General features: G+C 54.6%; 4 protein-coding genes. All 4 read left to right on the top strand.

What is annotated here, in order from left to right:
* The first annotated feature begins 62 nt into the window (after nt 1-62).
* The 4 genes from Q3886_RS08275 to larA all read left to right on the top strand — a co-directional run bounded on the left by Q3886_RS08275 (nt 63) and on the right by larA (nt 4,802).
* On the top strand, nt 63-1,421 hold the full coding sequence (locus Q3886_RS08275) for an MFS transporter (RefSeq protein ID WP_301860887.1): 1,359 nt from the start codon (nt 63-65) through the stop codon (nt 1,419-1,421).
* Nucleotides 1,422-1,527: 106 nt separating this feature from the next.
* Complete coding sequence (locus tag Q3886_RS08280; protein WP_301860888.1) at nt 1,528-1,953, top strand: hypothetical protein; 426 nt, start codon at nt 1,528-1,530, stop codon at nt 1,951-1,953.
* 63 nt (nt 1,954-2,016) lie between these two features.
* The gene (locus Q3886_RS08285; protein WP_301860889.1) at nt 2,017-3,417 is read left to right on the top strand and encodes an FAD-binding oxidoreductase; all 1,401 of its coding nucleotides are present in this window, start codon (nt 2,017-2,019) and stop codon (nt 3,415-3,417) included.
* 83 nt (nt 3,418-3,500) lie between these two features.
* On the top strand, nt 3,501-4,802 hold the full coding sequence (gene larA / locus Q3886_RS08290) for a nickel-dependent lactate racemase (RefSeq protein WP_301860890.1): 1,302 nt from the start codon (nt 3,501-3,503) through the stop codon (nt 4,800-4,802).
* Nucleotides 4,803-4,987 lie beyond the last annotated feature (185 nt).

Here is a 4,987-nt window from a genome sequence, read left to right on the forward strand (position 1 = left end):
TTATAATACAGGTATACCAACTATCGTTCATATCGTCCCACCTGACTTGTGAGGTAATTGTTATGACTATGGAAAAATGTATTTTTTATTCGGTCTGCATCATCAGTTTTGCCGGCTCTTTCTTGTCGACAGCCGTGAACATTGCCATTCCCGTCATGGCCGACGAGTTTGCTGTCCGGCCTGATACGCTGAGCTGGGTCGTCACGGCCTTTCTGATTCCCACAGCGGCCATGCTCCTGCCTATGGGCAAAGTATCCGACCTGTACGGGCGGCGCCGCACCTACGTCTATGCCCTCCTCGCCTTTGCCGGGACGACCCTGGCTGCCGCGTTTGCACCGTCTCTTCCCATCCTCATCGGCCTGCGCGTATTGCAGGGCATTGCCCTGGCGGCTGTCTACGTATCATATATGCCCCTTCTGCTGACGACGACAACCGACGCCAATCAGGGGAAAATCCTGGGCATTTGCGTTTCCCTGACCTACCTGGGCCTGTCACTGGGGCCCGTTCTGGGCGGCGTGCTAACCGAGTACTTGGGCTGGCGCTCCCTGTTTGTCGTGACCGCTGCCATGATCGCCGCTTCCTATTACTGCATCCGGCCGGTCAATCAGGAATGGTATGCCAACACTGCCCCCTTCGTCAATATCGTCAGTTCGGCCCTGTCCGTATCTGCCATTACCCTCATTCTCTGGGGCCTGTCGTCATACATGGACACAGGCCTTCCCCTCTGGGCCGGTTTAGCCTTGCTGCTTGTATTCATCGTCCATGAAAGCAAGTCCTATCACCCCCTGCTGCCGCTGTACATTTTCCGCAGCGTCACCTTTTCCATGTCCAATCTGGCCGCCCTCATTCAGTACAGTGCCACCTATGCCCTGTCCTTTCTCCTGTCCCTCTACCTGCAGGTGCTGGCTGGTCTGTCTCCGACCGTTTCGGGCCTGATTCTCCTCATTCAGCCCATCCTTATGGCCGTGTTGTCGCCGAAAGCCGGCGAATGGTCCGACCAGTACGGTTCAAGACTGATTTCGTCAGCCGGCCTCCTGCTGACAACAGCAGGCCTGATCTGCCTGGCCTGGCAGCCTGAAGCGCCGATTATCCAAATTGCCGTAATTCTGGCCCTCATCGGTACAGGATCGGCCCTGTTTGGTGCGCCTAACAACAGTGCCATTATGAGTTCCGTCAAGCCAGCCTATCACGGCATCGCCTCCAGCATGCTCGCCCTGGCCCGCAACGTCGGCCAGGCCCTGAGCATGGCCCTGGTCACGCTGGTACTATCCTGGCAGACAGCTGCCATTGTTCCCTATGCCGACGCCGTCCGCACGTCCCTGCAGCTGCTGTACGCCCTCTTTGCGGTTCTCTGCTTTCTGGCCATCTTCGCCTCCCTGGCCCGCGGCAGCCGCAGGTCCCGCACGAGGAGCGGAAAATGATGTGCTGCCTTTTCTGGTAAGGCCGGTGCCATTGTCCAAAGGTGCTATAATATAGACAGAATATGCATATCCATATGTAACTCACATCTGCAAGGAGGAATGTTCTATGAAAAAACAACTGCTTACGGCTGTCCTGACAGCCTCACTGCTCCTGTCCGGCGCAGCTGCCACACAGGCCTTTGATTTCGGTTCCCTGCTGAAAGTCGGCGGCGTCACTGTCCTAGTCGATAAGTTTGGCGGACAAATCAACGATTTTCTGAATAAACTTCTCATGAAAAACGGCGTCGGCACAGACTACGCCACCAAAGTTGTTCCTGTCCTCAGCGTCGGCTCCGGCAAGTATATCGGCGCCGTACAGGTCGTCGGCCCGACAGCACAGGTCGACAAGGTCAAGGCTGTAGGCCAGCTGGAAGGCAGTTTCAACAACATTGCCCGCGCCAAGGCCCTGATTCCGCTGGCAACGACAGATGTGACAAACCTCAGCCGTGTCCAAGGTGTCGGCGTATCGGCCATTATTGACTTAAAATTCTAATTTCTTCCCTAATCCCCCGCTGCGTGGTAGAATAAAACCATCTTTACAAAGGGGGGATTTTTTTTGAAAACCTATCAGCCTATTACGGCAGAAATTATCGATAAATTAAAAGCGATTACAGGGCCGTCCTACGTCAAAACCGACCGGGACATGCTCCTGCAGTATCAGACCGATTACGAAACGAACCCGGCCATGTTCCACGTTCCCGAAGCAGCCGTTCTTCCGGCTAATGCCCAGGAAATTGCCGCCATCGTCAAGCTGGCCAATGAATATGATTTTCCCATTACCGTCCGCGGCGGCGGCACCAGTCTGGCTGACGGCGCCATTCCGGTCTGCGGCGGCCTCGTCCTGTGCATGGACCGGCTCAACCACATTCTCGAACTCAACGAGGAAGGCATGTACATGACTGTCGAAGCCGGCGTGCGGACCGTCGATCTGCAGAATGCCGCTAAAAAAGCAGGCCTCCTCTATGCCGGCGACCCGTCCAGCGCCGAAAGCTGCCTTATTGGCGGCAACCTGGCTACCAACGCCGGCGGTCTTCGCGCTGTCCGCTACGGCGTAACGCGCCACCAGGTCTATTCTCTGGAAATGGTCACGCCTACCGGGGAAATCGTCGAATGCGGCCGCATCCTGAAAAAATGCTCCACTGGCTACGACCTGGAACAGCTCATTATCGGCAGTGAAGGAACGCTGGGCATTATTACGAAAGTCACAGTCAAGCTGATTCCGCTGCCGCCATACCGCTTCGACGTACTGGCCATTTATACGGACCCGAAGAAAGCCCTGTACATGGTGCCTAAGCTGCTCAAGGCCGGCATCGACCCGACGAGCGTCGAATACATGGACAACTCCTATGTCCGCGATACTGCCGATTACTGCAAGTACTCGGACATGCCCCATTACGAAGACGGCATTTACGTCATCATTACGGTGGAAACCTTCCGGGAAGATGAACTGGATGCCAAGATGGACTCAGTCTGCACGATCTGCGAAGAATCGGGCGCCGTCGAAGTACTGGAAGCAGATGCCCGCATCTGGAACATGCGCCGCAACGTCCAGACGTCGTGCGAAATGGTCAGCAAAGTCTTCCTTACAGACGACGTTGTCGTGCCGGTCCACAAAATTGCCGGCACCATTGAAAAAATCATGGAAATCGGCAAAAACTATCCGTTCCAGGTCAAAATCAACGCCCACATTGGCGACGGCAACCTGCACATTGTCCTGTGCAAAATGGACATGAGTGACGAAGAATGGAATAAGAATGTCGAAGAATTTCACCAGCAGGTCTATGCCTATGCCTACAGTGTCGGCGGCCGCTTGGCCGGTGAACACGGCATTGGCGCCAAGAAGCTGAAATACATGGAAGAATTTACACCTGATGGAGAACTCAATATCATGAAAACCATCAAGCGAGCCATGGACCCCAAACTGATCCTGAATCCGGGCAAACTCATTGACGCTTAATTGCCGTAACATCTGTCTTACAGTTCTATATCTATGTACCGGTGCAGTCCGTTTGCATCGTATAAAAGGGAGGCTTCTATTCTATGGCTTTACAAGAATTTACTTTTGCTATTGGCAATACGACCCAGACTGTGTCTCTGCCGACGGAACACATTTCCGACGTTATGGAAGGGAAGCATATTCCCCCTGTCGACGTAAAAGAAGCCACCATTGACTGCATGCGCCACCCTATTGGCAGTGCGCCCCTGCAGGATAAAGTCCAGTCTGGCGACAAGGTCTGCCTGGTCGTTGCCGATGTAACCCGCTCATGGAACCGGTCCCACGAATTTATCCGCTATATTCTCGATGAGCTCAACCTGGGCGGCGTGCCGGACAAGGATATATACATTGTCTTTGCCCAGGGCTCGCACCGCCCGCAGACACCGGAAGAAGACGAAATCGTCTGCGGAAAAGACGTGCTGGACCGTGTCCGGACCTATCAGCACGACTGCCAGGATCCGACACTCGTCGATTTTGGCACGACGACCATGGGAACGCCCCTGAAGCTGAACAGGCACGTCGTCGACGCCGATAAGGTCATCCTCATCGACGGTATTACGACCCACCTTTTTGCCGGATTTGGCGGCGGCCGCAAGCTCATTCTCCCTGGTGTGGCCGGGTATGAAACGATTCAGCGCAATCACTGCCATGCCTTAGCCGAAAAGGTGGGCGGTGGCATCAATCCCCATACCCGTTCGCTCCTCATCGATCACAATCCCCTAAACGACGACATGGTCGAAGCGTGCCGGAAAATCAATCCCTGCTTTCTCGTCCACTCCGTCATCAACGCCGACGGCAAAATCTGCCGCATGGTCGGCGGCGACTGGTATGAAGCATGGCGTAAAGGGACGGAAGCAGTCTTCGATATTCAGCGCGTTCCTATGAAGCAGAAAGCCGACGTCGTCTTTGCCTGCGCCGGCGGCTATCCCAGCGACGTCAGCCTGTATCAGGGCAGCAAGTGCTATGACCCGGCAGACATGGCCGTCAAAGACGGCGGCATCGTCATTGCCATTATGGAAGCGCGGGACATGAAAGAACCGGCTGCCTACATGGGAAGTTTCAAATACGACACCATGGAAGACATGGAAACGGCACTGCGCAAAGAATTCACCATTCCTTTCTTCGTGGCCTATAACCTGTTCTGCCTGGCTCACCGCTGCACGGTCATCCTCGTCACGCTGCCCCGCAACTTCGACGATATTCGCCGGACCGGACAGATTCCCGTTGCCACTGTTGCCGAAGCGTGGGACCTGGCTCAGAAAAAGCTGCAGGAACAGGGAAAAACAGACTACACCATCAACATCATGCCTCACTGCACGAAAGTCGTGCCAGTACTGCAGCAGTAAAACTTCACGTACACGCAAAAAAGACAGGCCAGAGCCTGTCTTTTTTGATATGCGAAATACCTTAATATACTTGCGGAGAAATGGTCCGCACCTCACAGCTGATTCTAACGATATGAGGAATACACGGCCCGTTCGGAAATGACCTGATCCAGCTGTACATCATGGGCCTCCACAGGAATACTTGA

The sequence above is a fragment of the uncultured Megasphaera sp. genome (genome assembly GCF_958350005.1).
Lineage (GTDB): Bacteria > Bacillota > Negativicutes > Veillonellales > Megasphaeraceae > Megasphaera.